Here is a 25,613-nt window from a genome sequence, read left to right as displayed (position 1 = left end):
GCAAGCGCCGCACGCGCGCTTTACAACTGCGCGTCGCTCGATAGTGCTTCGTCGTAAAGCTGGGAGAAGCCGACGGCGTGTGCGGAAACCGGGAGAAATGCGAGAACCGCGCAACGAAGCGCCAGAGCGGCCGCGTGGACCGGCACCCGCTGACGGATCACCGCGACCGTGCGATCAATAGGTGGGAACGGTCGGATCGACCTGACGCGACCACGCGTCGATTCCGCCTTGCAGATTGAAGACGTTGGTGTGGCCGCGCGATTCGAGGAACATCGCGACCTGGGCGCTGCGCGCGCCGTGATGGCATACGCAGACGATTTGCGCGTCGTCGTCGAGTTCTTCGCTGCGCGCGGGAATCTCACGCATCGGGATCGACACGGCGCCGGCGATCGACGCCGTCTGGATTTCCCACGGTTCGCGCACGTCGAGCAGCACGGGTGCGGGGCGCGATTGATCGGCGAGCCATTCAGCGAGCGCGGGAGCGGTCAGATTTTGCATCAGCAGGACATCCAGTTCAGAGGACGGCGGCGTGCCGGCCGTCCAGAAAAACGTGCGAATTAAAACTTGAAGCGCGGCGGCTGCACGGCGTTGATCAGCGGTTCGACATAGGTTTCGAATACGTCCGCAATGCGGTACTGCTTCTCGTCGATACGTGTGATGACTTGCGCCTTCATGACCGGCGCGGTGCCGACGAACGCCGCCAGACGGCCGCCGATCTTCAGGTGTTCGAGGATTTCCTGCGGCAGCACCGGCAGGCCGCCCGATACGCAGATCACGTCGTACGGTGCGGCGTTGGCCCAGCCGCGCGAGGCGTCGCCCGTGACGACTTCGGCGTTCAGCACGCCGTTGGCGATGAGGTTGTTCTTCGCCAACTCAGCCAGTTCCGGTTCGATGTCGACCGTCAGCACGTGCTGCGCGCGGTGCGCGAGCAGGGCGGCCATGTAACCCGAGCCGGCGCCGATTTCGAGCACGCTTTCGTGTTTCTTCACCGACAGTTCCTGCAGCACGCGCGCTTCGACGCGCGGCGCCAGCATGTGCTGGCCGGCCGGCAGCGGTACTTCGAAGTCGACGAAGGCCAGATCGCGGTAGACGGTGGGGACGAAGTTTTCACGCTTGACGATCGAGAGCAGATTCAGCACGTCCTGGTCGAGCACTTCCCAGGGGCGGATCTGCTGTTCGATCATGTTGAAACGCGCTTGCTCGATGTTCATGGTGGATTCGGCAGTGTGGTTTGGCGAGTTTGCGATTCTGTGCCACTGACCGGCGGCCTCGGAGTGCGACTCCGGGTGTAACGCCGGGGTAGAGCCCCGGGGTACAGCCCAGTACGCAGGCCACGGCAGGGTAACTGCGGGATTGTACCAAATGGCGGCGCGAATCCACGCCGTCGCGGCCAGTGCGCCGCCGGGCCGAACCCTGGGTGGGCTCTCGCCATGCCTGCTCGACCCAGTGTTAATCCCTAGCGATCCGTCCTTGCGATTGCGTCGTCCATCGCTCAAGAATGTAATCGATTACATTTTTGAGGCGAATCCACTTGTCCAAGCCGGTGTCCAAAGCGGCCCCCGCGACGCCGTCGTCGGCGGCGTCGTCGAAAGCGCGCCCGCAGCCTGAGGCTCGGCCGCCGCGTCCGGCCGAGGGCCTTTCGATTGCTCAGGTGGCGGAGCAGGCGGGGGTCTCGGTGGCGACGGTGTCGCGCGTGCTGAACGGCCACGAGAACGTGCGGCCCGCCACGCGCGACAAGGTATTGGCGGCAGTCGACGCCAGCGGCTATCGCGTCAACGAACTCGCGCGCAACCTGCGCACCGCCGAAAGCCGCCTGCTGCTGACGATGGTGCCCGACGTCGGCAACCCGTTCTATGCGGAGATCGTGCGCGGCATCGACAGCGTCGCGCGGCAGCATGGCTATTTCATGCTGCTATGCGACACAGGCGCCGATCCGGGACGCGAGCGCAGCTATTTCGATCTGCTGCGCCGCCGCCGCGCGGACGGCGCGATCTGCCTCGATCCCGCCACTATCCAGCAGGCGCTCGGTGAGGCATCCAGCGCGCTGCCGTGGGTCGCGTGCTGCGAGTTCGATCCGGCCATGGGCGTGCCGTACGTCGGCATCGACAACTACCGGGCGGCGGGCGACGCAGTGCGGCATCTGCTCGCGCGTGGCCACCGGCGCATCGGCCTCATCAATTCGGACGTCGACTATCTATACGCGCGGCAGCGTCAGCAAGGCTATCTGGACGCGTTGACCGATGCGGGCATCACGCCGGACGAGCGTTGGCGCATGAACCTGAACAGTCTTGACTACGAGGCGGGCGCATCGGCCGCGGCCTTGCTGATGCAGCAGCCTCACGCGCCGAGCGCGATCTTCGCCGTTTCCGACACGCTGGCGATCGGCGTGATCCACGGCTTGCGCAGCGTCGGCAAGCGTGTGCCGGACGATGTCGCGGTGGTCGGCTTCGACGATATCTCGCTCGCCGCGCAAGTCGATCCGCCGCTGACCACCATCGCCCAGCCGATGCGCGAACTCGGCGAAACCGCCGCGCGCCTGCTGCTGCAGCGGCTTGCGAATCCGCTGGCGAACGTACCGGGCGTGTTGTTGCCGCATCGGCTTGTGATTCGCGGGAGCGCGTAAGCTATGAGCCTCGCCATTCGCTTCGACGATATTCGCAAAGACTTCGGGCCGGTGCGCGTGCTTCACGGAGTGAGCTTTGATTTGGCGCCGGGACGCATCTACGGTTTGCTCGGCGAGAACGGCGCGGGCAAGTCGACGCTGATGAAGATCCTCGCCGGCTACGAAACGGCGACCTCGGGCACCTTGCTGGTCGACGGTCATGTGCAGCAGTTCATCGGTTCGCGCGACGCGGAAGCGGCCGGCATCGTGCTGATTCACCAGGAGTTCAATCTCGCCGAGCATCTGACCATCGCGCAGAACATGTATCTCGGCCATGAAAAAAAGCGCGGCTGGTTCGTCGACGACGCTGCAATGCGGGCAGAGGCCGCGCGTTTTCTCGCGCAGGTGGGGCTGGAGAAAGCGCCGGATACGAAAGTGCGCGAATTGATCGTCGCGGAAAAGCAGATGGTGGAGATCGCAAAAGCGCTGTCACGTCGCGCGCGTTTGCTCATCATGGACGAACCGACTGCCACGCTCACGCCGGCCGAAACCGAGCGCCTCTTCACGCTGATGGCGAAGCTGAAAGCCGACGGCGTGACCATCGTCTACATCTCGCACAAGCTTGATGAAGTCGAGCGCATCACCGACGAAGTGATCGTGATGCGCGATGGCCGCTTCGTCGCGCGCAGCGAAACCTCTGGGCTTGCGCGGCAGCAGATGGCGAATCTGATGGTCGGGCGCGACGTGTCCGATATGTTCCCCGACAAGATCACCGTGCCTGCCGACGCGCCGATTGCGTTAAAGGTAGAGGGCCTTGCTGTACCGGACTGGGTCGAAGACCTGAGCTTCGACGTGCGCGCCGGCGAAGTGCTGGGTTTCGCGGGCCTCGTCGGCGCGGGCCGTACCGAAGCATTCGAAGCGCTCATCGGCCTGCGCAAACGCACGGCGGGTCGCATCGAGATCGCGGGCCGCCGCGCCGATCTGAAGAGCCCGCGCGACGCCATGCGCCACGGCATTACGTATCTGAGCGAAGACCGCAAAGGCAAAGGCCTGCATGTGAATCTAAGCCTGCAGGACAACGTCACGCTGATGACGCTCGAACGCTACGCGCATCCCTTGCTCGACATGAAAGCGGGGCGCGCGGCCTTGACCCAGGCCGTGAACGACTTCGGCATTCGCACCGGCGATCTGTCGAGCCGCGCACGCATGCTTTCCGGCGGCAATCAGCAGAAGCTCGCGCTCGCCAAGTTCCTGCAACCCGATCCGAACGTGATCGTGCTCGACGAGCCGACTCGCGGCGTCGATGTCGGCGCGAAACGCGACATCTATTTCCTGATTCATCGTCTCGCCGCGCAGGGCCGCGCGGTAATCGTCATCTCATCCGAACTGATCGAGCTGATTGGCTTGTGCCATCGCGTCGCCGTGATGCGCGCGGGACGCCTGCAAACCACGCTCACGCTCGAACACCTGACCGAAGAGGAGTTGATCGCCCATGCGACCGGCACCCACTGAAGCTGTCCAATCCGGCCGCGCGTTGCGCTTCGCGCATCGTCTGTATGCGCTCGGGCCGCTCGTTGGGCTGATCCTGCTGTGCATCGTCGGCACGCTGCTCAACCGCGATTTCGCGACACTCGACAACATGATGAACGTGCTCACACGCACATCGTTCATCGGCATCATCGCGGTCGGCATGACCTTCGTGATCATTTCGGGCGGCATCGATCTGTCGGTCGGGTCGATGGCGGCGCTGATCGCGGGCAGCATGATCTGGCTGATGAACGGACTTGCTGCGGGTGTCGGCGGCCATACGTTCGCGCCGTTGCTGATTGTGACGCTCGGCATTGTGCTCGCCCTGGTGCTCGGCGGTTTGTTCGGCTGCGCGCACGGCCTGCTGATCACCAAAGGACGTATCGAGCCGTTCATCGTGACGTTGGGGACGTTGGGCATTTTTCGCGCGGTGCTGACGTGGCTCGCGGATGGCGGCGCGCTGACTTTGGATAACTCGTTGTCCGATCTATACGGACCGGTTTACTACGCGAGCCTCTTTGGTGTGCCCGTCCCGATCTGGGTGTTCCTGGTCGTTGCGGCGGGCGGCGCATTGATCCTCAATCGCACGGCGTTTGGCCGCCACGTTCAGGCGATCGGCTCGAACGAACAGGTTGCGCGCTACGCGGCGATTCGCGTTGATACCGTGAAGATCGTGACGTACGTGCTGCTCGGCATCTGCGTCGGCGTGGCGACGGTGTTGTATGTGCCGCGGCTGGGCTCGGCTACGCCGACCACGGGTTTGCTTTGGGAACTCGAGGCGATTGCGTCAGTAGTGGTGGGCGGCACTGCGCTGAAGGGCGGCGAAGGGCGCGTGGTCGGCACGGTGATCGGCGCGATCCTGCTTTCGGTGATCGCCAATATTCTGAATTTGACCAGCATCATCAGCGTGTATCTGAACGCGGCGGTGCAGGGCGTCGTGATTATCTTCGTCGCGTTTGTGCAGCGCGGACGGCGGTAGGTGGTGGGCGTTGAGCTTCAAGGAATACAGCGGCAAGTTCGGGAATCGGGGCGCATGAACGCCTCATAACGCAGCTATGTGGCATGGATCGACATAGGAGACACAACCATGAAGCAAATCATTCGAGCGGTCGGCGCCGGCATGCTGGCGTTGGGGATACTGGGCACGGCAGGCGTCGCGCGTGCCGATGAGAAGGTCACGCTGGGCGTCGCGATTCCGACAGCCGATCACGGCTTTACGGGCGGCATCGTCTGGTGGGCGAACAAGGCGAAAGCCGACCTGGAGAAAGCGCATCCTGATCTGAAGGTGATCGTGAAGACAGCGGCCGGTGCGCCCGAGCAGGCGAATCAGTTGCAGGATCTGGTGACGGTGAACAAGATCAACGCACTGGTGATTTTCCCGTTCGAATCGGCCTCGCTCACGCAGCCGGTTGCTCAGGTGAAGAAGAAGGGCGTGTACGTAACGGTAGTTGATCGCGGCCTGACGGATACCAGCGCACAGGATGCGTATGTTGCGGGTGACAACACTGCGTTCGGCAAGATTCCCGCCGAGTATCTGGCGAAAGCGCTCGACGGCAAGGGCGACATCGTCGCGCTGCGTGGCATTCCGACGACGCTCGACAACGAACGATGGACCGCGTTTACGGGCGTGCTGAAGGCGTATCCGAACATCAAGATCCTCGACGGCAAATACGCGAACTGGAATCGCGACGACGCCTTCAAGGTGATGCAGGACTACCTCACGCGCTTCAAGCACATCGACGCGGTCTGGGCCGCCGACGACGACATGGCCGTGGGCGTCCTCAAGGCGATCGAGCAAGCGAAGCGTACCGACATCAAGATCGTGTTCGGCGGCGCGGGTTCGAAGGGCATGGTGAAGAACGTGATGGACGGCGCACCGATGATCAAGGCGGACGTATCGTACTCGCCGAAATTCATCTACGACGCGATCAAGCTCACCGCAGAAGCGCGTCTGAAGGGCGAAAAACTGCCGCCGACCACGATCATCCCGTCAGTGCTGATCACGAAGGAAAACGCGCAGCAGTTTTATTTTCCTGACTCGCCGTTCTGATCCTGGGCATCCGGCGCGCGCTTGCCATGTCTCTGTCGCAGAGGCGTGACAAGCGCGCCATAGTTCGAGGAACCGTACGATGAAAACCATCAAAGGACCGGCGATCTTTCTCGCTCAATTCATGGGCGACGAGGTGCCGTTCGACAACTTCGCGCATCTGGCGGGCTGGGCCGCGAGTCTCGGCTTCAAGGGGATTCAGGTGCCGTGTGATGCGCGTCTGATCGATCTTGAACAGGCAGCCGCGAGCCAGGCGTATTGCGACGAGTTGCGTGAGGTCGCTGAAGATGCGGGCGTGACGATCACTGAACTGTCGACGCATCTGCAAGGGCAACTGGTGGCCGTGCATCCTGCGTATGACGTGTTGTTCGACGGCTTTGCCGCGCAGCATGTGCGCGGCAATCCTGCTGCGCGCACCCAGTGGGCAGTCGAGCAGATGAAGCTCGCGGCGAAGGCCCCCCCCCCCCCCCCCCCCCCCCCCCCCCCCCCCCCCCCCCCCCCCCCCCCCCCCCCCCCCCCCCCCCCCGCAGCGTCCGGCAGGTTTGATAGAAGCGGCCTTCGATGAACTCGCGCGCCGCTGGACACCGATTCTCGATGCGTTCGACGAAACGGGTGTGGACGTGTGCTACGAACTGCATCCGGGCGAGGACCTGCACGACGGCGTGACCTTCGAGCGCTTTCTCGACGCCGTGAAGCAACACCCACGCGCGAACATCCTCTACGATCCGAGCCATTTCGTTTTGCAGCAACTCGACTACCTTGCGTTTATCGACATCTATCACGAGCGCATCAAGGCGTTCCACGTGAAGGACGCGGAGTTTCGTCCGAACGGCAAGCAAGGTGTGTATGGCGGCTATAGCGGCTGGGTCGAACGCGCGGGGCGTTTCCGATCGCTCGGTGACGGGCAGATCGATTTTGGCGCGATCTTCTCGAAGATGGCGCAATACGATTTTCCCGGCTGGGCGGTGCTGGAATGGGAGTGTGCGCTGAAGCATCCCCAGGACGGCGCGCGTGAAGGCGCGGAATTCATTCGCCGCCACATCATTCGCGTGGCTGATCATGCATTCGATGATTTCGCGGGCAGCGGCGTGGATGCCGCGCAGCTAAAACGCGTGCTAGGCATTTGACGGTGAGTTGGCTGCGAGCTAACCGCGAGGCGGATGAAGCAGATCGCAAAGGAGTGAGCGCGATGGCACAAAGAAGACTCAGGCTCGGCATGGTCGGTGGCGGGCAGGGCGCATTTATCGGCGCAGTGCATCGAATCGCGGCGCGGCTCGACGACCGGTTCGAACTGGTAGCGGGCGCGTTGTCGTCCGATCCGCAGCGCGCGCAAGCGAGCGCCGCTGAGGCCGGCATCGCGCGCAGCTATACAGACTGGCGCGAGATGGCGCGCGCCGAAGCCGCGCGCGACGACGGTATTGACGCAGTCGCGATCGTCACGCCGAATCATCTGCATGCGCCGGTGGCGACGGCCTTTCTCGAAGCGGGCATCCATGTGGTGTGCGACAAGCCGCTGGCGATTTCGTTGGCGGAAGGCGAGGCGCTCGCGAAGCTCGCACGCGAGAAGAACAGGTTGTTCGCGCTGACGCATACGTATTCCGGTTATCCGCTGGTGCGCCATGCTCGCGAGCTCATCGAAAAAGGAGAGCTTGGCGAAATACGCGTAGTGCAAGTCGAATACGCGCAGGACTGGCTGGCTGAACCGATAGAAACGAGCGGGACGAACAAGCAGGCAGGCTGGCGCACGGATCCATTGTTGGCGGGTCCTGCCGGTTGTCTGGGTGACATCGGCACGCATGCGTACCACTTGGCCGCGTTCGTTACGGGGATGTTGCCTTTGGAGCTATCGGCCGAGTTGCACACCTTTGTGCCGGGACGTCGCATCGACGACCACGTGCAGGCGATGCTGCGCTATCCGAACGGTGCGCGCGGCATGCTGTGGGCAAGCCAGGTGGCAAGCGGCGCGGAGAATGCGCTGCGTCTGCGGGTGTATGGGACGAAAGCGAGTCTCGCCTTCGATCAGGAGAATCCGAACGAATTGTGGTTCACGCCGCTCGGTGGGTCGGCTGAGCGACTGACGCGCGGACGCGTGAAAAGTGCGATCGCGGCGCACGCGACGCGTGTGCCCCAGGGGCATCCTGAGGGTTATCTGGAAGCGTTCGCGCAGTTGTACAAGGATGCGGCGTTACAGATCGAAGCGTTGAATGCAGGTCAACCGTTGCCCGCTGAAAGCCTGTTGCTCACCACGGTGGATGACGGGGTGGCGGGCCTGCGTTTTATCGATGCAGTGTTGGCAAGCAGTGCCGCGGACGGTCAGTGGCAAGAGATAAAACCCGCTTGACCTTGGATACGTGACGCGCACGTCGGGCAGCGAAGGGAGCCTTTCAATTCCAACGCCGCCTGATTTTCAACCAGGCCTTGAGCGTGCCGAGGTCCTGGAACTCCACCAGATCGTACTCGAGCGACTCGATCTGTTCCTGCAGCATAAAAACGTCCGCTGTCAGCCCGTGCATTATCTTCTTCGGCGTGATGGGAGCCATCGGGTCGAGCCCGTAGCGTTCCTTGAACGCCATTTCGACAAACATAATTTCGTCGTCGAGTTCGCCTACCTGCTCCTTCAGTATCTTGTTGTAATGCTTGAGCCGGTCTTCGCTCAGGTTATCGAGCGCGTTCTGGTCGATGTGTTCCAGTTCAAGCTGCAATTCGAGCAAATGCAGCAGGTTGTTCTTGCTGTAGGCCTCGTTGACCCGTTGCATCAGCGCGGTTTTCCGTTTGCGTTCCTCTGGATCGTTTTCGCGATCGGGATGCAACGCGCTGGCCAGCTTACGATACACCTCACGAATCGAGCGACTCAGTTGGGCCTCTTCTTCCTCGCGGCGCGTTTCGGCCGCCATCTGCTTCGCCGTCTTCTTTTTCTTGGCGCTTTGCGCCTGGCGGGCCTGATGTTCCGCTGCTTGCGCGGCGTCGTCCTGTTCGATATGCGTCTGCAGGCGATCCAGAACTTCATCGGGCGAGTTCATGTCGATGTCGTCTAGCTCGACACCTAATACCGTCTCCAGCATCGATTTCATTTCGTCTAACTCGGACGCTCTTTCCTCGTCGTAGTCGGACCCGCTGTGGCGGTTGTATAGCGCTTTCAACTCCTCGCTATCTTCTTCCCCGAGACACCTCGCCGCCAGATCGACAATCACCGCTGAAAGGGTGCGCCGCTCGGTCTGCGTGATACGTTTTTGATTGCTCTGCTCGTCAAGAAGGTGCGCCATCCGCGCACGCAAATGTTGCATCTTCTGCGTTAGCGGCAGCAGTTCATTCACGTACTTTTGCTGGAAAGCCGGCGTGAACTCCTCCCACGCGCTCAAACTCGCGCGCCGCTTTTCGATCTGTTTGATCAGCGTGTTGAACGCTTTCTGGCCCTTCGACAGGGTGGGTTGATTGTGGTCCGGCGCGATGCTGACGGACCTGGCGCTTGTCCTGGTCATGGAGCGGATATCTTCGATCGCAAATGGGGTGCGGCGCTGCCTAGCTGCCCTTGCTCTTCTTGATCTGCTCTTCAAAAGCAATATCGAGCTTGCTCGCCTTGCGCGGCTTCGGCGGTCCGAAACCGTCGACGAATTTGACGAAATCGTCGAGCGTTAGCGGATCGGAGACTTTCTTATCGGTACCGCTCGATTTGTCGACCAGATAAAACAGGCCGCCGGACAGGCTGATCGCCGCGAACTGCGGGTTGCCGCTGCGGGTTTTCAGCCGCTCGACGGCGTGGATGGCTCGGGTGGTGCGCATGATGGGGGAACGGCGAATTGAAGGTATGCACTTTAACAGCAATCTGCAGTGGTGCCTGCCTGTCAAGCGGGTGATGACCCGTGCCGGCATTGCATGCGCTACTACGGTGACGGGCGCTGTGGTTTCCCTGAGTCTGATGGCTGAATGCATCTTTGAACCTGGTGCACGCACGGGGGCGGCGACGAGTAGTGAGTTGAGAGCGTGTACGATTTTTGGCGTATGTACGATTTTATGGTACATTCATAAAAATCGTACACGAGTAAGCCATGCCTCGCCCCGCCAATTCGTTCCTTGAAGCACAGATTCTTGGAGAAGCGTGCGACGCATTCGGACGCTCGACCGGCGTCTACAAGGCGAAGCCGGCTCGTACGCTCATTTCGTACGGCGATGCAGCAATCGAATTCGACCTCTCCGGCCGAAAATTCAAAATGCCCGTGTTCATCACCACACGGGCAAGTGCAGTGGATATCGCGAACATTCTTCTCGCGCAAAATCGTCCCCACGCAACGGAACCGCATTCGGCACGACGCCCGCTCATGCTGATCGCGCCTCACGTCGACCCGGACCTCGCCGGCCGTTTGATTGAACAGAACGTGCCGTTTCTGGACGCAGCGGGCAACGCCTTTCTGCGCGAGCCTGAAGGTATGGTCATGATTAGCGGCCGGCCAAAGCCACAGCATGTGCAGAAACCGCAGACAGGACGTGCTACCACACGCAAAGGACTGCAAGTGATGTTCGCCATTGCGACACAGCCTGGCCTCGTGTCGCAACCGTATAGAACTATCGCACAGGCCTCTGGCGTGGCATTGAGCACGGCCAACCAGGTCATCGACGATCTGCAGTTTCGGGGGCTCGTCGCGCTGAAGAGCAGCGGCGAGCGCATCTTTCCCGACTGGCAGAAATTTGTCTTCGAGTGGACTAGCCTCTATCAGACGCGCCTGCGATTCAAACTTGGTGCGCGGCGCTTCGCAAGCACGACACCTGACTGGTGGCGCGTGTTCGACTTTGCAAGTTTCGACACTCGACTTGGTGGCGAGTCGGCGGCTGACATCCTGACACATGAATTGAAGGCCGCGAACGTCACGCTTTACAGCCGTGCTCCACTTGGCAGTCAGTTCATGCTGAGCGCGCGGCTGCGCCCTGATCCACGTGGCGACGTCGAGATTCTTGAATCGTTCTGGCCGGAGTCTCTCGAGCATGCCTGGATCAAGTCTGACCGCCAGCCGCTAGTCCACCCCTTGCTCATCTACGCGGACCTCGTCGCTTCAGGCGACAGTCGAAATCTTTCCGTGGCTACCCAAATCTATGAGCAGTATATTTTCCAGCCTTAAAGTTGCCGAAGAGCGGCCCGTGCACCCAGTCACCGCAGCGCTGCTTGCCCACGTCCAGGAGACTGCGCATCGGCTTGGCGTGAAGTTTGTTGTCGCCGGCGCGACCGCACGGGATCTGATGCTTTGGCATGTGCACGGCATTCGTGCGGAGCGCGCCACGCGCGATGTCGACGTTGCCGTTTGTGCCGTCAGTTGGGATGCGTATGGCGCCCTGATTGCCGGGCTTGAGCGGACAGGCCTGTTCAGGGCGAGTGCCGGCGCACAGCAGACCCTGGTTTTCGATGATCCGGACGTCGGTCGCCCGGTGCCGTTGGATCTGGTTCCGTTCGGAGAACTCGAAGCACCCGAAGGTTCGGTCGCCTGGCCGCCCCGTGGCGAGGTTGTGATGAATGTTCTTGGGTTCCGGGAGGCCATCGATACGTCTGTCGAGATTGATCTTGGTGAACGCCTCATGGTGCCGGTCGTGAGTCTGCCGTCCCTTGTGCTTCTAAAAATTCTTGCATGGCACGACCGGCGTGTCTCCAGGAATACGGACGCGTCGGACCTGCTTCTGATCCTTCGCAACTACTGGGACGCGGGCAATACGGATCGTATCTGGGTGGACGGCGCAGACCTGCTTGAGCGGCATGATTTCGATGTGGGTCTTGCGGCTTCGGCGCTGCTCGGCCGCGAATCGCGGCAAATTGCTTTGCCGGTAACGTTCGGTGCCGTCTCGGCGATCCTCTCGGACGATGCCATATACGACACGCTCAGGCGCGACATGCTGGCACGTGCCGCCGTTCAGATGCTGGACGACTTTGCTGATGGATCCGACCGGACGTTATCAGCTTTCCGGAATGCGTTCCTAGGCATATAGGGCGGCTATTGCTCCAGTTTGGCGGTTCTGACTTTGCTGAATTTATTCCGCAACCAATCCGCCCAATCCTCCAGCACCGTATAGACCACCGGCACCACCACCAGCGTCAGAATCGACGACGTAATCACCCCGCCGATCACCGTTTGCCCGAGCGGCCCGCGTTGCTCCCCGCCTTCACCGAGCGCGGCTGCCAGCGGCAGCATGCCGAAGATCATCGCCAGCGTGGTCATCAGAATCGGCCGTAGACGCACGCGCGCCGCTTCGAGCAGCGCTTCACGCCGCTCCATGACGCGCCCTCTGCCGGAAGCATCGAGCAAAGTGCCGCGCCGTGCCTGATTCGCGAAGTCGATCAGCAGAATCGCGTTCTTCGTCACAAGGCCCATCAGCATCACGAAGCCGATGATCGAAAACATGTTCAACGTGCTGCCGAACAGCAGCAGCGCGATCAGCACGCCGATCAAGGTGAGCGGCAGCGACGCCATGATCGCGAGCGGCTGCGCGAAGCTCGCGAACTGAGACGCGAGAATCATGTAGATGAAGATCACCGCGAGCGCCAACGCTTCTACCGCGTACACGAACGATTCGTTCATGCTCTTGGTCGAGCCTTCGAAGCGGTAGTGGTAGCCCGCCGGCAGATGCATCGCATCGAGCGTTTTCGCGACGTCCGCAGCCACTTCGCCGGGCGAGCGGCCATTCACGTTCGCCGACAGCATCACCTCGCGTTGCAGGTCGCGCCGGTTCAACACGTCGGGACCGGTCGTCTTGACGATATCCGCGATCTGCCGCAGTGGCACCAGCACTGGCGCACCGTTCGCGTCGGTGCGGCTGGTGGCGATCATGACCTTCGCCAGATCGTCGACGTCCTCGCGCTGCGAGCGCGGCAAACGCACGCTGACGTCATAGTCCTGGTCGTCGGGCGCGCGCCATGTGCTGATGGCGTCGCCGGAGAGCAGCGGCCGCAATGCAGTGCCGATATCGGCCACACCTACGCCGAGGTCGGACGCCAGTTCGCGCTTCACATTGATCGCGACAATCGGTTTATCCGCCTTGAGACTCGAATCGAGATCGACGAGGCCCGGGATCTTTGCCATCCGTGCCTGAGCCGCATCCGAAAGCCGGCCCAGTTCGTCGATGTTGTCGCCCTGCAAGCTCAACTGGATCGCTTTCGTGCTGCCGGCGCCGTCGGGCTCGCCGATTTCGGTGATCGACACGCCCGCCACCGTGGCGAGCCGCGCGCGAAACACCTGGTTCAATTCGACCATGCCGCGCGTGCGGTCGCGCCGGTCTTTCAGGCGCACGGTGATCAGCGCGGTGTTTTTGCCTTGCGTGTTGCCCGAGTTGACCGTCGCGTAACTGAAGCGCACTTCGGGGTAGGTGGCGAGAATCGCCTGCACCTGTTTCACTTTTTCGGAGGTGGCGTCGAGCGAGGTGCCCACCGGCGTGTTCAATCCGATCTGCGTCTCGGAGAAGTCCGCATTCGGCACGAACTCGGTGCCGACGAACGGCACCAGAAACAGGCTACCAAAAAACGTGGCAGCAGCCACGACCAGCGTGATCGCGCGATGCTTTAGCGACCAGCCGAGCAGGCGCTGGTAGAACGTGGTGAGCTGGTCGATCTGCTTGTCGAACAGATGCAGTGAACGTTCGATGATGCGCCCATAGCGATAGCCTTTGCGGCCCGTGTCCGCGTCATGCAGATCGGGGTCCGGCCAGATGGAGGACAGCATCGGATCGAGCGTGAACGACACGAACATTGAGATCAGCACGGCAGCGGCGACCGTGATACCGAACTGGTGGAAAAAGCGGCCAATGATGCCGCCCATGAAGCCCACCGGCAGAAACACGGCGACGATCGAGAAGGTGGTCGCCAGCACGGCGAGCGCGATTTCCTTGGTGCCGTCGAGCGCGGCCGTGCGATGGTCCGCGCCGAGCTGCACGTGCCGCACGATGTTCTCGCGCACCACAATCGCATCGTCGATCAGCAAGCCGACGCATAAGGAGAGCGCCATCAGCGTGATCACGTTGATCGTGAAGCCGCACGCGTACATCACCGCGAAGGTGCCAATCAGTGCGATCGGTAGGGTGAGGCCGGTGATCACCGTGCTGCGCCACGAGCCGAGGAACAGGAACACGATCAGCACCGTCAGCAGCGCGCCTTCAAGCAGGGTGCGCTTCACTTCGTTGACGCTTTCTTCGAAGTTGATCGAGGAATCGTCGGTGATATCGAGTTTGACGCCCGGCGGCAGTTGCGGCTGCAGAAGAGCGACTGCGTCACGCACGCCGTGCGCGACGTCCACAGTGTTCTCGCCCTGCGCCTTGATGATCGACAAGAACAGCGCGCGCTGTCCGTTCAGCAAGGCCATGCTGTCCGGTTCCTGCTGACCGTCCACTACCTCGGCGACCTGGTCGAGCGTGACCGGTTGCGTCGCCGACGAAGCAGTAGGAATCGCCGACTGCGCGCCGCGCCGCGCGACGATGATGCGTTTGAAGTCGTCTGGTTTCTCGAAACGGCCTTTGACCTGCACAGTCTGCTCGACATTGCTCGATGTGAGCGGCCCCGCCGGAATCTCCTGATTCTCGTTCTGTACCGCACGGATCACCTGATCGACGCCGATCGAAAGCGCCTGCAGCTTCTCCGGATTCACGTCGATCTGCACTTGCCGCTTCACGCCGCCCACCAGCGACACCGAGCCGACGCCGCGCACGGTTTCGAGCCGCTTGCGCACGATCTGATCGGCGACGGTGGTGAGATCGCGCGTGGACAGCGAGGCGCCCGGCGCGTTCGAGATGGCGACCGTGATGATCGGCATATCCGCCGGGTCATAGCGCAGCACGTGCGGGTCCTTCACGCCGTCGCGCAGATCAGGGCGGATCAACGCGATCTTGTCGCGCACGTCCTGGGCGGCCTGCACTGGGTCCACCGAGAGATCGAACTGCACGATCACGATCGACTGCGCATCGTACGAACGCGAAGTGATTTCGTCGATGCCGCTGATCGTGTTGACCGCTTCCTCGATCTTGCGCGTGACGTCGGATTCGACCGATTCCGGCGACGCCCCCGGATACGCGGTCTGCACGACCACGACTGGGAACGCGATGTCCGGGAACTGATCGACCTTGAGCCGCTGATAAGAGAACAGACCGATGACGAGCAGTGCCATCATCATCATCGTGGCGAGCACCGGGTTGCCGATGCTGATGCGGGTGAACCACATAGGCGAGGGCTCCGGTCAGCGTGCGCTGCTTGCGCCCGGCGCGCTGGCCGCTTGCGGGGCAGGCTGAGCGGGCTGCACCACGTGCACGGTGCTGCCGATCCGCAATGAGCCGAGATTGTTCTTCACGATCTGTTGACCGAGCGCCAACGGGCCGCCGACGATTTCGGTCCACGTATCGCCGTCGGCATTACCTGTCGCGCCGGTCTGCACCAGCTGCTCGACCAGCTTGCCGTCGACGAGCGCATAGACGCTGTGACGCGTGCCGTCCGTACGGATGGCGGTGGCGGGGACGACCAGCACGTTCTGCCGGCTGCCGACCGAGATCGTGCCGGTGCCGAACATGCCGACCCGCAGCGTGCCCGACGGGTTGGTGACCTGCACATACACCATAATCGACCGCGAGCCGGCTTGCGCGGCCGGGTTGATGCGCGTGATCGCGCCTTGGATCGGTGCGTCGATACCGTCGAAAGCGATCTGGATCGGCTGGCCGATTCGAACGCGGCCGATCTCGCCGACCGGTACCGGCGCTTCCAGTTCGAGCGTGCGCAGATCAACCACGTCGAACAGTTTGGTATCGACGGGCACCTTCTCGCCCGGTTCGACCGAGCGCGAGGCGATCTGTCCATCGAGCGGCGAGCGCACAACGGTGTCGTCCAAAGACAGATTCGACGACGCCAGCGCCGCCTTTGCCGCATCGAGATTCGCGCGGGCGATTTGATACTGGCTTTGCGCGGTGTCGAAGGCGTTTTTCGAAATGAAGCCCTTTTCGACCAGCACGCGGTTGTTGTCGAGCGTTTGTTTGGCGATGTCGAGCTGGCCGGCCATGGCTGCCATCTGGCCGCGCGTCTGTTCGGCACGGGCGACGTAGTCGCGGGCGTCGATCTTCGCGAGGATCTGGCCGGTTTTGACCGGATCGCCTTCGCGCACCATGACGTTGAGCGCCGAGCCGGCCACTTTCGATTTGACCGCGGCTTGCGTGACGGCGCGCAGCGAGCCGGTCAGCGGCAGCGTTTCGGAGAGGGTGCGGCGGCTGACGGTGGTGAGGTCGTCAGGTGCGAATTCGACGACGGAAGAAGGGACCTCGACGCCGGCGGCAACGGCGCCGTTGCGCTTCCTGATGGCGTGGCCGATCGCGATGGCGAGGATCACAACAGCTACAACGGCGGCGATGATGATGCGTTTTCTGGTTTTTAGCATGCGCGGTCTGACGGACTTCACGGGCTGGCGAGAGGCGGCAGCCTTGTGGTCTCAAGGCGCCGCACGCTCGCACGGAGTCGGCAAAATTAGCCTCCGCTTGCGCTCACTGCAAGCTGGCCGTCAGCGTGGTACACGGAGCTTGCGCCGCACGCGCCGCTCGAACGGTGTGCTCGCACTGCAGACGTGCGTATTGACTCAAAAGTGACAAATTCAGACCGGCAGATGGCGGCTATGCGTGGTGGGACACGCGGCTGAACCGTGACGGAACTCGCCGCGCGCATATGCCATGTTCACTGACTCAAATAAACGAACTTACCGTTCCTGATGATGCCCATCACGCTGGCGCGCTGATCCAGCCCAACGTGATCCTTCGGGCTCGTATTGACCACACCGTTCGGCACGACCAGTTCATGCGCGTGCTCCAGTTCGTCACGCAATGCGGTGCGGAAAGCCGGCGTGCCGGGCTGCGCTGTCTTCAACGCACGCGCGACCGCATCCTGCAACCGCGGGTACACGCCTGCCGCATCGCCCGCAAATTGGGTCACGCTGCCCGGGCCGTACTTCGCTTCATATTCGTTGGTGAAGGCGAGCGCCGCCTTCTTCGCCGGATGATCGGCCGGCAACGTGCGCGCCACCACGACCGGCTGCGTCGGGAACAGCGTGCCTTCCACGTCCTTGCCGCCCAGCTTGATGAACTCGGGCGTGGCGATACCGTGCGTCTGATAGATCGGGCCCTTGAAGCCGCGTTCGATCAGCGTGCGCTGCGGTAGCACGGTCGGCGTGCCGGCGCCGGCGATCAGGATCGCGTCGGGCTTCGCGGCCATCAGCTTAAGGATCTGGCCGGTGACGCTCGCGTCGGTGCGGTTATAGCGCTCGGTGGCCACCAGTTGAATATGCCGCAAGGCCGCGAACTTGCTGAACTCGTTGAGCCAGCTTTCGCCGTAGCCGTCCGCGAAACCGATGAAGCCCACCGTCTTCACGTTGTGGTTCGACATGTAGCGTGTCATCACGTCAGCCATCGCGCTGTCGGTCTGCGCCATCTTGTAGGCCCACACCTTCTTGCCTTCCTGCGGTTCGACCACGCTCGCCGAGCCGACGAGCGTGATCATCGGTGTCTGGCTTTCCGCGACCGGATCGAGCGCGGCCATTGCCGCCGGCGTGATATTCGGGCCGACGATCACATCGACGTGGTCCTCATTGATCAGCTTGCGGATGTTGCGCACCGCGTTGCCCGGGTCGGAGCCGTCGTCGAGGAAGATGTAGTCAGCTTTCTGGCCTGCGATCGTGGCCGGCCACATCAGCATCGCGTTCTTGCTCGTGATGCCGATCACGGCTGCGGGGCCGGTGCTCGACAGGTCGATGCCGACCTTGATGTCGGCCTGTGCTGCGGTAGCGAGCAAGAGCGCGCCGAGAGCGGCCAGGCCGCGAAGTTTGTTCTTATGCGACGTCATCAAGGGTCTCCGTAGCGGGAAGCGTGGTCAGTTCAAAGTTCGTAGGTTTCGTGTTCGCCTTTGAGCGCCTGTTCGATCAGCTTGCGGTTCATGCTCGGCGACAGCAGTTCGACGAGCGTATACACATAGCTGCGCAGATAGGCGCCCTGTTTCAGCGCGACCCGCGTCACATTGCTGCCGAACAGGTGGCCGACCGGCATGGCGCGCAGATGGCGGTCGCGCTCAGCGTTGAACGCGATATCCGCCATGATGCCGACGCCCAGACCCAGTTCGACGTAGGTCTTGATCACGTCGGCGTCGATCGCCTCCAGCACGATGTCGGGATGCAGCCCGCGCAGGCGGAATGCCTCGTTGATCTTGGTGCGGCCGGCGAACGCGTTGTCGTACGTAATCAGCGGATATTGGGTCAGATCATCCAGCGACAAAAGTTTGCGGTCGAGCAGTGGATGATCCGGTTGCATCACGGCGACGTGGTGCCACTGGAAGCAGGGCAGCGAGACCAGCTCCTTATAGTTGGCGATCGCTTCGGTGGCGATGCAGAGGTCGGCCTGGTCGTGGATCACCATTTCGGCCACTTGGGTCGGGCTGCCTTGCAGAATTGAAAGGTGAACTTTCGGGAAGCGCTTCTTGAATTCGGCGATCGCGGCCGGAAGTGAGTAGCGCGCCTGGGTGTGGGTGGCGGCGATCACCAGGTTGCCCTGATCCTGGGCCGCGTAATCTTTACCGACCCGCTTGAGGCTCTCGACCTCCTGCAGAATCTTCTCAACCGACTGAAGAATGATGCGTCCCGGCTCGGTCAGCGAGCGCACGCGCTTGCCGTGTCGTGTGAAGATTTCGACGCCCAGCTCGTCTTCCAGCTCGATGATCGCCTTGGAGACGCCCGGCTGGCTTGTAAACAGTGCTTTGGCCGCTTCGGTCAGGTTGAAATTCTGCCGCACAGCCTCGCGGACGAAGCGGAATTGATGCAGGTTCATATATAACCTCTCCGCATATCAAAAGAATTTTTTAGTCGTTTGAAATATAAGGCGAGTTTATTACGATCTGTCCATCTTTTTCAATATGGATATCTGTATTTGTCATAAGCAAATGAGAGATGGGTCTAAACCCTGACTCGGCTGGACTGACAAATAGAGATATCCGGAGCGCGGCGTAACCGGAACGCCACGTGTAACGCAAAAATTGGGGTCCCCGAATGTACCAATACGATCAGTACGACCAGACCATCGTCGATGAGCGGGTCGCGCAATACGCCGATCAGGTTCGCCGCCGCTTGTCGGGCGAATTGAGCGAAGAGGAGTTCCGTCCGCTGCGCCTGCAGAACGGCCTGTACATGCAGCGTCACGCGTACATGCACCGCATCGCGATTCCGTACGGCAATCTGCGCAGCGATCAGATGCGCGTGCTGGCCCAGATCGCCCGCGAGCACGACCGCGGCTACGGCCACTTTTCGACGCGCTCGAACATCCAGTACAACTGGATCAAGCTCGAAGAAACGCCGGAAATCCTGCGCAAGCTCGCGGCCGTGCAGATGCACGGCATCCAGACCTCGGGCAACTGTATCCGTAACATCACGGCCGACCAGTTCGCCGGCGTAGCGCCGGACGAAGTGGTGGATCCGCGTCCTTGGGCCGAAATCCTGCGCCAATGGTCGACGTTCCACCCGGAATTCGCCTGGCTGCCGCGTAAGTTCAAGATTGCCGTGTCGGGTTCGAAGGAAGACCGCGCTGCCGTGCAGATTCACGACATGGGCGTGTATCTGAAGACGAACGAGCAGGGCGAGCTGGTGGCCGACATTCTGGCCGGCGGCGGCATGGGCCGTACGCCGATCATCGGCGCGATCATCCGTAAGGATCTGCCGTGGCAACACCTGCTGACGTACTGCGAAGCCGTGCTGCGCGTGTACAACCGCTACGGCCGCCGCGACAACATGTACAAGGCGCGGATCAAGATTCTCGTGAAGGCCCTGAGCCCGGAGAAATTCTCGGCGCAAGTCGAAGAAGAATGGCAACACCTGAAGGACGGTCCTTCGACGCTGACGCAAGCTGAAGTCGACCGCGTGTCGCAATACTTCCAGCCGCCGGTGTACGAAAAGCTGCCGGATACGGATGCTTCGTTCGAGAACCATCTGCTGGAAAACCGTGCGTTCGCCCGTTGGGTCGAACGTAACGTGCGTCCGCACAAGGTCGAGGGTTATTCGTCCGTCACGTTGTCGCTGAAGCCGACCACGATTGCCCCGGGCGATGCAACCGACGTGCAGATGGAAGCGGTCGCCGATTGGGCCGACGAATACTCGCTCGGCGAAATCCGCGTGTCGCACGAACAGAACCTGATTCTCGCGAACGTGAAGAAGCGCGACCTGTTCGCGCTGTGGGAAAAGGCCAAGGCGCAAGGTTTCGCGACGCCGAACATCGGCTTGCTGACCGACATCATCGCGTGCCCGGGCGGCGATTTCTGCTCGCTCGCAAATGCGAAGTCGATTCCGATTGCGCTGGCGATTCAGGAACGCTTCAACGATCTCGACTACGTGTATGACCTCGGCGACGTATCGCTGAACATCTCGGGCTGTATCAATGCCTGCGGTCATCACCACGTCGGCAACATCGGCATTCTGGGCGTCGATAAGGACGGCTCGGAGTGGTATCAGGTGACGCTCGGCGGCGAGCAGGGCACGGGTGCAACTGGCGCGCATCTCGGCCGCGTGATCGGCCCGTCGTTCTCGGCGGAAGAAATGCCGGACGTGATGAGCAAAGTGATCGACACGTTCGTGGAGAATCGCCACGAAGGCGAGCGCTTCATCGAAACGTACAACCGCATCGGCATGGCTCCGTTCAAGGAGCGTGTGTACGCCTCGCGTCAACCGGCTCACGCGTAACCGCGAAAAGGATACTGAACAGATGGCTTCTATTATCAAGAATCGCGCGATCGTCAACGACGACTGGACGGTGGTGCGCGCCGCTGAAGACGGCACGCTGCCCGCAGTCGACGCCTTGCCGGCCGGCAAGGTGCTGGTGCCGCTCGCGCTGTGGCAAGCTTCGCGCGAGGCGCTGATCGCTTCGCGCAGCACCGCTGAAATCGGCGTGTGGCTCGCGCCGGATAGCGAACCGGCGGATATCGTCGTCGACTTCGACACGGTCGCACTGATCGGCGTGGACTTCCCGGTGTTCCGCGACGGCCGCGGCTACAGCATCGGCCGCCTGCTGCGTGAGCGCTATGGCTACAAGGGCGAACTGCGCGCAATCGGCGACGTGCTGCGCGATCAGTTGACGTTCATGTTCCGCTGCGGCTTCGACGCTTACGCATTGCGTGAAGACAAAGACTTCGACGACGCGCTCAAGGCGTTCGACGAATTCAGCTTCAACTATCAGGGCGCGGTAAACTCGTCGCCGCTGTTCCGCCGCCGTGAAGCGGGCGAACTGGCAAAGGCCTCGGCATGAGCGGCGCTCAATCTCTCACGCCGGAACTCGCCGCGAAGGTCGAGCGCCTTAATGCGCTGCTCGACTCGATCGCCGCGCGTCACGCGAATGTGAAGCTCGCCAGCAGCCTCGCAGCGGAAGACATGCTGCTCACGCACGCGATTCTGTCGCGCGGCGTGAAGATCGGCATCTTCTCGCTGAACACGGGCCGTCTGCATGCTGAAACGCTCGGCATGCTCGATCGCGTGAAAGAGCGCTACGGCTACGATATCGAGCAGTTTCACCCGCAAGCCGCCGCGGTTGAAGAGTATGTCGGCTCGCATGGTCTGAACGCGTTTTATGAAAGCGTCGATCTGCGCAAGCGCTGCTGCGAAATCCGCAAGGTCGAGCCGTTGAACCGCGCGCTATCCGATGTCAGCGCATGGGTGACGGGCCAACGCCGCGAGCAGTCGGTGACGCGTGCTGAACTGCACGAGGAAGAACACGACGCCGCTCGCAATATCGCCAAGTTCAATCCGCTGACGGACTGGACCGAAGCTGAGGTGTGGGACTACCTGAAAGCGTTGGACGTACCGGTCAATCCGCTGCATGCACGCGGTTATCCGAGCATCGGCTGCGAACCTTGTACCCGCGCGATCCGTCCCGGTGAAGACAGCCGGGCAGGGCGCTGGTGGTGGGAGTCGCGCGATACGAAGGAATGCGGACTGCACATCACGACGATTACGCCGATCCCAGTCAGCAGCAGCGAGAACGCTTCGGCATAAAGCATTCAGGCCGTTCAGGCCTTGGTTTTTGACCTGAACGCCGCACATACCGATTTGAATACTTCCGCGACGCAGGCAACCGCTTGCGACGCGAATCAACGAAGGACCCAAACATGAGCACCACGCTCGATTCCACTGTGAATGCACCGCTTGCCAACACGGCGAACCGGATGGACCACCTCGATTGGCTCGAAGCCGAGTCGATCCACATCCTGCGCGAGCTGGTCGCCGAATGCAGCAAGCCCGCGTTGCTGTTTTCGGGCGGCAAGGATTCGGTCGTGGTGCTGCACCTCGCACTGAAAGCCTTCGGCATCGGCGCAAATCGCAAGACTGTACTGCCGTTCCCGCTCGTGCATATCGACACCGGTCACAACTACGACGAAGTGATCGACTTCCGCGATCGCCGCGCGAAAGAGATCGGCGCGGAACTGGTGGTGGGACATGTCGAAGATTCGATCAAGCGCGGCACCGTGCGCCTGCGCCGCGAACTGGATTCGCGCAATGCCGCGCAAGCCGTGACGCTGCTCGAAACGATCGCTGAACATGAGTACACCGCGCTGATCGGCGGCGCGCGCCGCGACGAAGAAAAGGCTCGTGCAAAAGAACGGATCTTCTCGTTCCGCGACGAATTCGGCCAATGGGATCCGAAGGCGCAGCGCCCGGAACTGTGGAGCCTCTACAACGCGCGTTTGCATAACGGCGAACACCTGCGCGTGTTCCCGATCTCGAACTGGACCGAGCTCGACGTGTGGCAGTACATCGCCCGCGAACAGCTCGAACTGCCGTCGATCTATTACGCGCATCAACGCGAGATCGTGCGCCGCAACGGCCTGCTCGTGCCGGTTACGCCGCTCACGCCGATGCGTGAAGGCGAGACCAGCGAAACCGCGCTGGTGCGTTTCCGCACCGTGGGCGATATCAGCTGCACGTGCCCGGTGGAAAGCGATGCGGATGATCTCGAGAAGATCATCGCCGAAACGGCCGTGACCGAAATCACGGAACGCGGCGCGACGCGGATGGACGATCAAGTCTCCGAAGCCGCGATGGAACAGCGTAAGAAGCAAGGTTATTTCTAATATGGGACTGGAGTTAGTGCTTCGCCCTAACTCCGATCGACCGCAACAAGTTGCATGGGATCGGAGTAAGCGCTAAAGCGCTAACTCCGATCGACAGAGGGTAAGACAATCATGAGCGGTATTCACCAACCAGAAGACCTCGGCGTGCTGCGTTTCATTACTGCGGGTAGCGTCGACGATGGCAAGAGCACGTTGATCGGCCGCCTGCTGTACGACAGCAAGGCCGTGCTGAGCGACCAGCTCTCGGCACTGTCGCGCGCAAAAAATAAGCGTACCGTTGGCGACGAAATCGATTTGTCGCTGCTGACGGACGGCCTCGAAGCCGAACGTGAGCAGGGCATCACGATCGACGTTGCCTACCGTTACTTCGCAACGGCCAAGCGCAAGTTCATCATCGCCGACACGCCGGGCCACGAGCAGTACACGCGCAACATGGTGACGGGTGCATCGACCGCGCATGCAGCGATCATCCTGGTCGACGCAACGCGTGTAACGTTCATTGACGGCGTCGCGCAACTGCTGCCGCAAACCAAGCGTCACAGCGCGCTGGTGAAGTTGCTGGGCTTGCAGCATGCGATCGTCGCGATCAACAAGATGGACCTCGTCGACTACAGCGAAACGCGTTTCAACGAGATTCGCGATGCGTATGTCGAACTCGCGCGTCAACTCGGTCTGAACGATGTGCGCTTCGTGCCGGTGTCGGCGCTGAAGGGCGACAACATCGTGACGGCTAGCGAAAGCATGCCGTGGTACGCGGGCGAGCCGCTGCTCGATTTGCTCGAAGCGTTGCCGGTGGAAGTTCCGACGGGCCAGGCGCTGCGTTTCCCGGTGCAATGGGTCGCGCGTCAGGACGGCAGCCAGGCCGACGATTTCCGCGGCTACATGGGCCGTGTCGAAGCGGGTGAGGTGAAGGTCGGCGACACCATCGTCGTGCTGCCGGCGAACCGTGAAGCGACGGTTGCCGAGATCATCGCACCGGTGACGGGCGGAACGGCAGCGGTGGACCGCGCGTTTGCCGGCCAAACCGTGACGATTCGCCTGGCGGAAGACGTCGACGTATCGCGCGGCGACACCTTCGTGCTGCGCGAAGCGGCGCCGGAACCGGCCAAGAAGCTGGAAGCCGACCTGTGCTGGTTCGACGACACGCCGCTGTCGACGCAACGCAAGTATCTGTTGAAGCAGACCACCAACACGGTGTTCGCTCGGATCGGCGCGATCAAGGAAGTGCTCGACGTGCATACGCTGTCGCAGGCAACCGATCGCAAGGACCTGACGATGAACGACATCGGCCGTGTGTCGCTGACGTTGCAAAAGCCGCTGGTGTGCGACGTGTACGACTCGCATCAGGGCACGGGCGCATTCGTGCTGATCGACGAGGCGACGCATCACACCGTCGCGGCTGGGATGATCCGGTCGTTTTCGGCTTGAGTCACCGACTGGGTAACTAACGCGCGCTCGCGGCTTTGGGTTTCGCACGAACTGGACGAATGGGGTTAAGGCGAATGGGTAAGGTGTATCTGATCGGTGCAGGGCCAGGGGCCGCGGATCTCATCACGGTGCGCGGCGCGCGGCTGCTCGGCGCGGCGGATGTCGTGTTGCATGACGCGCTTGTCGAGCCGGCAATGCTCGACTATGCACCTTCCCACGCGCGGCGGATTGCGGTTGGCAAGCGGTGCGGTCAACTGTCGACGGCGCAGCAGTTCATCAACAAGCAGATTGTGGATGCTGCGCTTGAGCACGATGTGGTGGTGCGTTTGAAGGGCGGCGATCCGATGTTGTTTGGGCGCGCGGATGAGGAGATGCGGGCGCTTGAGGCGGCTGGTATCGAGTATGAGGTGGTGCCTGGGATTACGGCTGCGCTGGCTAGTGCGGCTTCTTTGAAGCGTTCGTTGACGCTTCGCGGCGTGTCTCGTAGCGTTGCGTTGGCTACGCATAGCCGGGCGGCGGATACTGCGGCGATTCGTGAGCAGGTGAATGCTGATTCGCTCGTGTTTTACATGGGGCGGGATAGTGGGCCTGAGATAGCACAGGAGTTGATTGATGCTGGGCGCGATGGGGCGACTCCGGTGGCGATTGTCGAGGCTTGTAGTACGCCTCGTGAGCGGATGCTTACTCTTACGCTTTCGGGGCTCGCCTGTGGCGAGGCTCAGCAGTGGCTTGATGCTTCGCAGCCTAGTCTTCTTATGATAGGGGAGGCGTTTGCTGCTCGGCAGCAGGGGGCTCGCTCCGCGGATGGGTTGTTGGTGGCTGCTTGATGTTTTTTTGCCTTTTGCGGCGCTTGTTTTGGCCGTGTTCTTAGGGCTTTGGCCTTTCCTTGAATTGTTAGTGGTCTATTAGTGTTGCCCCTGTGCGGG

21 protein-coding genes and 1 pseudogene are annotated in these 25,613 nt (G+C 61.8%); 14 read left to right on the top strand and 8 right to left on the bottom strand.

Annotated elements, in window-relative coordinates; genetic code table 11:
- Positions 1–174: 174 nt before the first annotated feature.
- Together M0D67_RS36515 and M0D67_RS36510 are read right to left on the bottom strand one after the other, a co-directional pair.
- Positions 175–498, bottom strand: coding sequence for a rhodanese-like domain-containing protein (locus M0D67_RS36515; protein ID WP_115782076.1), 324 nt, complete (start codon positions 496–498; stop codon positions 175–177).
- A 59-nt stretch (positions 499–557) separates the two neighbouring features.
- Positions 558–1,211, bottom strand: a complete 654-nt coding sequence (locus M0D67_RS36510) for a protein-L-isoaspartate O-methyltransferase (RefSeq protein WP_171926773.1) — start codon at positions 1,209–1,211, stop codon at positions 558–560.
- Positions 1,212–1,531: 320 nt separating this feature from the next.
- On the opposite strand from M0D67_RS36510, the gene M0D67_RS36505 reads away from it, so the two are divergent.
- The 6 genes and pseudogenes from M0D67_RS36505 (at position 1,532) to M0D67_RS36480 (ending at position 8,517) form a co-directional block, all read left to right on the top strand.
- Positions 1,532–2,623 carry a LacI family DNA-binding transcriptional regulator gene (locus tag M0D67_RS36505; RefSeq protein ID WP_266241985.1) on the top strand — a complete coding sequence of 364 codons (1,092 nt, stop codon included), beginning with the start codon at positions 1,532–1,534 and terminating at the stop codon, positions 2,621–2,623.
- A gap of 3 nt (positions 2,624–2,626) precedes the next feature.
- Entirely contained in the window at positions 2,627–4,114 is a 1,488-nt protein-coding gene (locus M0D67_RS36500) for a sugar ABC transporter ATP-binding protein (RefSeq protein WP_171926771.1), read from the top strand.
- Positions 4,095–5,108 carry an ABC transporter permease gene (locus M0D67_RS36495; protein WP_171926770.1) on the top strand — a complete coding sequence of 338 codons (1,014 nt, stop codon included), beginning with the start codon at positions 4,095–4,097 and terminating at the stop codon, positions 5,106–5,108. The genes M0D67_RS36500 and M0D67_RS36495 overlap by 20 nt, the downstream gene beginning before the upstream one ends.
- A 108-nt stretch (positions 5,109–5,216) precedes the next feature.
- Positions 5,217–6,179 carry a substrate-binding domain-containing protein gene (locus M0D67_RS36490; protein WP_266241982.1) on the top strand — a complete coding sequence of 321 codons (963 nt, stop codon included), beginning with the start codon at positions 5,217–5,219 and terminating at the stop codon, positions 6,177–6,179.
- Between the two features lie 79 nt (positions 6,180–6,258).
- Positions 6,259–7,303, top strand: a pseudogene (locus M0D67_RS36485) (sugar phosphate isomerase/epimerase family protein).
- Between the two features lie 62 nt (positions 7,304–7,365).
- Positions 7,366–8,517 (top strand): Gfo/Idh/MocA family protein, encoded by a 1,152-nt coding sequence (locus M0D67_RS36480; RefSeq protein WP_171926767.1) that lies wholly within the window; start codon positions 7,366–7,368, stop codon positions 8,515–8,517.
- A 43-nt stretch (positions 8,518–8,560) separates the two neighbouring features.
- On the opposite strand, the gene M0D67_RS36475 is transcribed toward M0D67_RS36480, so the two are convergent.
- Complete coding sequence (locus M0D67_RS36475; RefSeq protein ID WP_266241980.1) at positions 8,561–9,490, bottom strand: J domain-containing protein; 930 nt, start codon at positions 9,488–9,490, stop codon at positions 8,561–8,563.
- Positions 9,491–9,695: 205 nt separating this feature from the next.
- A complete protein-coding gene (locus tag M0D67_RS36470) occupies positions 9,696–9,956 on the bottom strand; it encodes a hypothetical protein (RefSeq protein WP_154565923.1) in 261 nt (86 codons plus the stop codon).
- A 266-nt stretch (positions 9,957–10,222) separates the two neighbouring features.
- Between M0D67_RS36470 and M0D67_RS36465 the strand changes: the two genes are divergently transcribed.
- Both M0D67_RS36465 and M0D67_RS36460 read left to right on the top strand, forming a co-directional pair.
- A complete protein-coding gene (locus M0D67_RS36465; RefSeq protein ID WP_154565922.1) occupies positions 10,223–11,287 on the top strand; it encodes a type IV toxin-antitoxin system AbiEi family antitoxin in 1,065 nt (354 codons plus the stop codon).
- A gap of 79 nt (positions 11,288–11,366) precedes the next feature.
- Entirely contained in the window at positions 11,367–12,143 is a 777-nt protein-coding gene (locus tag M0D67_RS36460; RefSeq protein WP_266241971.1) for a nucleotidyl transferase AbiEii/AbiGii toxin family protein, read from the top strand.
- Between the two features lie 5 nt (positions 12,144–12,148).
- On the opposite strand, the gene M0D67_RS36455 is transcribed toward M0D67_RS36460, so the two are convergent.
- From M0D67_RS36455 to M0D67_RS36440, 4 genes are all read right to left on the bottom strand, one after another.
- Positions 12,149–15,358, bottom strand: a complete 3,210-nt coding sequence (locus M0D67_RS36455; RefSeq protein ID WP_266241969.1) for an efflux RND transporter permease subunit — start codon at positions 15,356–15,358, stop codon at positions 12,149–12,151.
- A 15-nt stretch (positions 15,359–15,373) separates the two neighbouring features.
- Positions 15,374–16,555 carry an efflux RND transporter periplasmic adaptor subunit gene (locus M0D67_RS36450; protein ID WP_266241967.1) on the bottom strand — a complete coding sequence of 394 codons (1,182 nt, stop codon included), beginning with the start codon at positions 16,553–16,555 and terminating at the stop codon, positions 15,374–15,376.
- Positions 16,556–16,845: 290 nt separating this feature from the next.
- Positions 16,846–18,006, bottom strand: coding sequence for an ABC transporter substrate-binding protein (locus M0D67_RS36445; RefSeq protein WP_171926763.1), 1,161 nt, complete (start codon positions 18,004–18,006; stop codon positions 16,846–16,848).
- A 32-nt stretch (positions 18,007–18,038) separates the two neighbouring features.
- Positions 18,039–18,980 carry a CysB family HTH-type transcriptional regulator gene (locus M0D67_RS36440; protein ID WP_007175965.1) on the bottom strand — a complete coding sequence of 314 codons (942 nt, stop codon included), beginning with the start codon at positions 18,978–18,980 and terminating at the stop codon, positions 18,039–18,041.
- Positions 18,981–19,198: 218 nt separating this feature from the next.
- Here M0D67_RS36440 and M0D67_RS36435 point away from each other — a divergent pair, with 218 nt between their 5' ends.
- From M0D67_RS36435 to cobA, 6 genes are all read left to right on the top strand, one after another.
- Positions 19,199–20,878 carry a nitrite/sulfite reductase gene (locus tag M0D67_RS36435; RefSeq protein WP_171926762.1) on the top strand — a complete coding sequence of 560 codons (1,680 nt, stop codon included), beginning with the start codon at positions 19,199–19,201 and terminating at the stop codon, positions 20,876–20,878.
- Between the two features lie 22 nt (positions 20,879–20,900).
- On the top strand, positions 20,901–21,440 hold the full coding sequence (locus M0D67_RS36430; protein WP_171926761.1) for a DUF934 domain-containing protein: 540 nt from the start codon (positions 20,901–20,903) through the stop codon (positions 21,438–21,440).
- Entirely contained in the window at positions 21,437–22,183 is a 747-nt protein-coding gene (locus tag M0D67_RS36425; protein WP_171926760.1) for a phosphoadenylyl-sulfate reductase, read from the top strand. The genes M0D67_RS36430 and M0D67_RS36425 overlap by 4 nt, the downstream gene beginning before the upstream one ends.
- Before the next feature lie 113 nt (positions 22,184–22,296).
- Positions 22,297–23,259 (top strand): sulfate adenylyltransferase subunit CysD, encoded by a 963-nt coding sequence (cysD, locus tag M0D67_RS36420; RefSeq protein WP_063495035.1) that lies wholly within the window; start codon positions 22,297–22,299, stop codon positions 23,257–23,259.
- A 111-nt stretch (positions 23,260–23,370) separates the two neighbouring features.
- Positions 23,371–24,687 (top strand): sulfate adenylyltransferase subunit 1, encoded by a 1,317-nt coding sequence (locus M0D67_RS36415; RefSeq protein WP_171926759.1) that lies wholly within the window; start codon positions 23,371–23,373, stop codon positions 24,685–24,687.
- Positions 24,688–24,761: 74 nt separating this feature from the next.
- On the top strand, positions 24,762–25,514 hold the full coding sequence (gene cobA, locus M0D67_RS36410) for a uroporphyrinogen-III C-methyltransferase (protein ID WP_266241966.1): 753 nt from the start codon (positions 24,762–24,764) through the stop codon (positions 25,512–25,514).
- The last annotated feature ends 99 nt before the right edge of the window (positions 25,515–25,613 follow it).

The sequence above is a fragment of the Paraburkholderia sp. SECH4 genome (assembly GCF_030511745.1).
GTDB classification, from domain to species: Bacteria; Pseudomonadota; Gammaproteobacteria; order Burkholderiales; family Burkholderiaceae; genus Paraburkholderia; species Paraburkholderia madseniana.
The sequence above is the reverse complement of the archived record's forward strand: the minus strand, read 5'-3'. Positions and strand labels throughout refer to the sequence as shown.